The sequence below is a fragment of the Deltaproteobacteria bacterium genome (genome assembly GCA_003194485.1).
In the GTDB taxonomy this organism is placed as follows: domain Bacteria; phylum Desulfobacterota; class Dissulfuribacteria; order Dissulfuribacterales; family UBA3076; genus UBA3076.
The window spans coordinates 1-3,209 of the sequence record PQXD01000062.1 but is presented as its reverse complement, the minus strand read 5'-3'; the positions used below and the strand labels follow the sequence as shown (position 1 = coordinate 3,209).

5 protein-coding genes are annotated in these 3,209 nt (G+C 47.7%); 2 read left to right on the top strand and 3 right to left on the bottom strand.

The genetic code is table 11. The features are described from left to right. Window positions 1–50 precede the first annotated feature (50 nt). Window positions 51–1,061 (bottom strand): hypothetical protein, encoded by a 1,011-nt coding sequence (locus C4B57_11945; GenBank protein ID PXF50595.1) that lies wholly within the window; start codon window positions 1,059–1,061, stop codon window positions 51–53. Between the two features lie 64 nt (window positions 1,062–1,125). On the opposite strand from C4B57_11945, the gene C4B57_11940 reads away from it, so the two are divergent. After that, window positions 1,126–1,530 carry a hypothetical protein gene (locus C4B57_11940; protein PXF50594.1) on the top strand — a complete coding sequence of 135 codons (405 nt, stop codon included), beginning with the start codon at window positions 1,126–1,128 and terminating at the stop codon, window positions 1,528–1,530. A 34-nt stretch (window positions 1,531–1,564) separates the two neighbouring features. Continuing rightward, the gene (locus C4B57_11935; GenBank protein ID PXF50596.1) at window positions 1,565–2,302 is read left to right on the top strand and encodes a carbon monoxide dehydrogenase; all 738 of its coding nucleotides are present in this window, start codon (window positions 1,565–1,567) and stop codon (window positions 2,300–2,302) included. A gap of 115 nt (window positions 2,303–2,417) precedes the next feature. Here the strand turns inward: C4B57_11935 and C4B57_11930 are convergent, their stop codons facing one another. Continuing rightward, on the bottom strand, window positions 2,418–2,672 hold the full coding sequence (locus C4B57_11930) for a hypothetical protein (protein ID PXF50593.1): 255 nt from the start codon (window positions 2,670–2,672) through the stop codon (window positions 2,418–2,420). A gap of 58 nt (window positions 2,673–2,730) precedes the next feature. Continuing rightward, on the bottom strand, window positions 2,731–3,129 hold the full coding sequence (locus C4B57_11925; GenBank protein ID PXF50592.1) for a hypothetical protein: 399 nt from the start codon (window positions 3,127–3,129) through the stop codon (window positions 2,731–2,733). Window positions 3,130–3,209: the final 80 nt, after the last annotated feature.

The following is a 3,209-nucleotide window of genomic DNA, read 5'->3' as shown; positions in this document are numbered from 1 at the left end:
AGAAAAAACCAGGATGAAAAAGGAAAAACGATGGATTTTTACCCCCAAGATTAGTACACTACTTTAACCTGTCGCCGGGGTATTTTGACCCGGCCACAGGTGGGGTATTTTGAAGTGGCCATCGAGGCGGTTTCCCTCACCTGACATCCAACTTGATACCGAAGTCCCCTTTTATCAGCGATTTCAGCCATTTTTAAAATTTTAAGGAGTCCTCCATTCTTTGAAAGACGAAGATGGATCATGTGGTAACTCCTGTTTTTTGCCATGGTCTCTATATCACTGACAGTAATGGCTGATTCATCTGCCACAAATTGAAAATCACGGCTCTCCGGATCCTTAAGAAGAAAGAGTATTTCCTCTCTGTCCCTGCCAAAAGGCTCTTCAACCAGAAATATCCCGTACTTCCGGCATAATTTAAGGCTTTCAACTGCTATCTCCAACGACCAGGATGCATTGGCATCGACCCTCAAATCAAAGTCCTGCCCTAGTTTTTCCCGTGAAAGCTTTAGTATTTCCTTATTATAATCTAGATCAGTGCCGACCTTGATACGCATATTACGTATGTTCACTTTTTGGTACATGTCCAGAATATGTTCCGCTGCTGACAGGGGAAGCATGGGAAGGGTTCCGCCATACCGAATTGTCTGCTTTAGAGGCTCTTTTTTTAACAGGCCATAGATGTCTTCCCCTGAGCTGTTGCAAAACATGTCAAGGAGCGCTGTTTCTGCTGCACATAACAGGGGAAGCTCGTGTGATTCAATGGCCAGGGAATCCAAATGCTCTTTTGCTTCTTCCCACGATATATCCTTTTCAATAAGGGGCCCGAGTATTCTTACTATAATTTCCTTGGCATTTTCCAGCGGGTCTGCATCTTTCCAGATCTCGCCCGATACATAGTCTCGCACGACAGCCTCACCGAATCCCCTTTTCCCATGCCCTTCTATTTTGAGAATAAGGGAATCGGAAAAGGATCGCGATGCCATTGCATGCGTAAAATCCATCTTAAAAGGGATTTTTAATGCGTAGATCTCTGCTTTTTCAATCTTTGCTGGTTGCTTCATAATGACTAATAGCTTACTTTAATAAAAATTCTTATCAACAGGCCCTTGGGGTTGTGGAAGTTAAATGTGCAATCGTAGCCTTTCAGAGTATAATATATATACAGAACAAATCTTTGTCTTAGTCCTCATAGTTGGCTGTTTTCTATTAGCAGAACATCAGCTGGCGTCACATCGGGGAGGACAGGCTCAAGCTCTTTCTAAAAGAGATGTTATTGCAAATAATTCACAAGATGCCTGCAGTGCAAGGGAGCTGCTCTTTTTTCGTCCTGTGGATATAAACCGTGCGTCTATTGAGGAACTGGCCCTTCTCCCGGGCATTGGTGAAGTCACTGCATGCAGGATTATTCAGTTCCGCCAGAGCCTTGGTTTTCTCCTTTCTGTCGAGGAACTTGATGCCATTAACAGTCCTCTGAATCCGAAACTATTAGGGGCGATGGGCCCTTACTTAGCTGTTGAATCTGATTTCTGACACCCATAGTCCTGAAACAGCCCGGATCCTTGCCATGGCCGGTAAGGGCGGCACCGGCAAGACCACCCTCAGTGCACTCCTGATCAAATACCTTGTGGAGAAAGGCCTGACTCCTGTGCTGGCCGTGGACGCCGATGCCAATGAAAATCTTAATGAACTCATCGGCCTTTCAGTGGAGACCAGCCTGGGAGATATCAGGGAGAGCATGAAGACAGAGACACCTCCCGGCATGACCAAGAGAGATTACATGGAGATGCACATAAACCGTGCCATTATAGAGGCCAAGGGTTTTGACTTACTGGTCATGGGCCGGCCCGAAGGCCCTGGATGCTATTGCATGGCCAATACGATCCTGGCACAGGTAATAGAGGGGCTGGCCAGGAGTTACCGCTATCTCATAGTCGATAATGAGGCGGGAATGGAGCACCTGAGCCGCTTAAACCTCCGGAAGATACATACCTTATTTGCTGTGTCTGATCCTTCAATCCGGGGGATAGTCGCAGCGGCACGCATAGCCGATCTTACTAAGGCATTAAAATTAGAAGTTAGAAATAAAGTGCTCGTGGTAAACAGGGTGCCGAGGGACCTGCCGGCAGCACTGGAGGAACAGATACAGGAGGCCACAGGGAAAACAGATCTCCTGTTTGGTGGCTGTATCCCGGCAAGCGACGATATTTTCCAGAGCGAGCTCCAGCAGGAATCCCTGCTGAAGCTCTCAGCCAAAACTGACGTATTACAAGCAACAAAACGGATTTTTGACAAATTCCTTTGATCTTTTTTACTGCGCCATTTCCCGGCTACCGGGTAAATATTCGGTGAACCCTGGTTCACTGGTAACCGGTCACAGGGGAGCTCCTTCTTCCAACATGCTCTCGCCCCTTGTTTTCTTAAGGCCTTTGCAGCATGGGAGACCCTCCCCCGTTCTCCTTCGCTTGCTTCGCTCCGGAGCCGGGGGTTTCCCATACTGCAAAGGCCAAGAAAACTACAGGGCTGACGCAAATCGTTTCCAGAAGGAGCTCCCCTGTGACCGGTTTAAGTCCATTGTGCTTCGGAGTTGCCATCAGCACCCTGCCGCAGAAGCGGTTTGCCTTTTGCGGGGTTTCAACCGCGGGCCGGATTGCACTGCCTCTTTCGGTCTGCAATGAGTAAGCTTTGAAACCCGAAAAAAGGCAAACCGCTTCAAGGTAGGATATAACGGGCTCACCGGATATTTACGCTACCGGCTTCATGGTCCAGTACCTGCCGCATTTTCCTGAGCAGATCATCTATTCTGAAAGGTTTGTTTACATAAGGCAGGTTACTCTTTTTCAGTTCTTCGCATAGTCGATGATTTTGGCTGTAGCCGCTACAGAATAACACCGTAATATCAGGATCGATTTCCTTGAGCTTCTTATAGGTCTCTTTGCCGTCCATCCGGGGCATGATCATGTCCAGGAGCACAAGGTCAATATTGTGGCCGAATGCCTTGTAGACATGTAAGGCCTCAAGCCCGTCTTGCGCCAGGAGCACATTGTAACCATGAGCGGAAAGGATATCCAGTGTCAAATCCCTGACACTGGATATTTCATATAAGCGCAGGCGAATTTTGTGACGCAGCACAGGAGGCTCTTTTGAGCCTTCAGAGGCAAGCTGTGATCGTCTTTTCTCAAGCTATGGGTAAAAATACCACCATAGCCAGG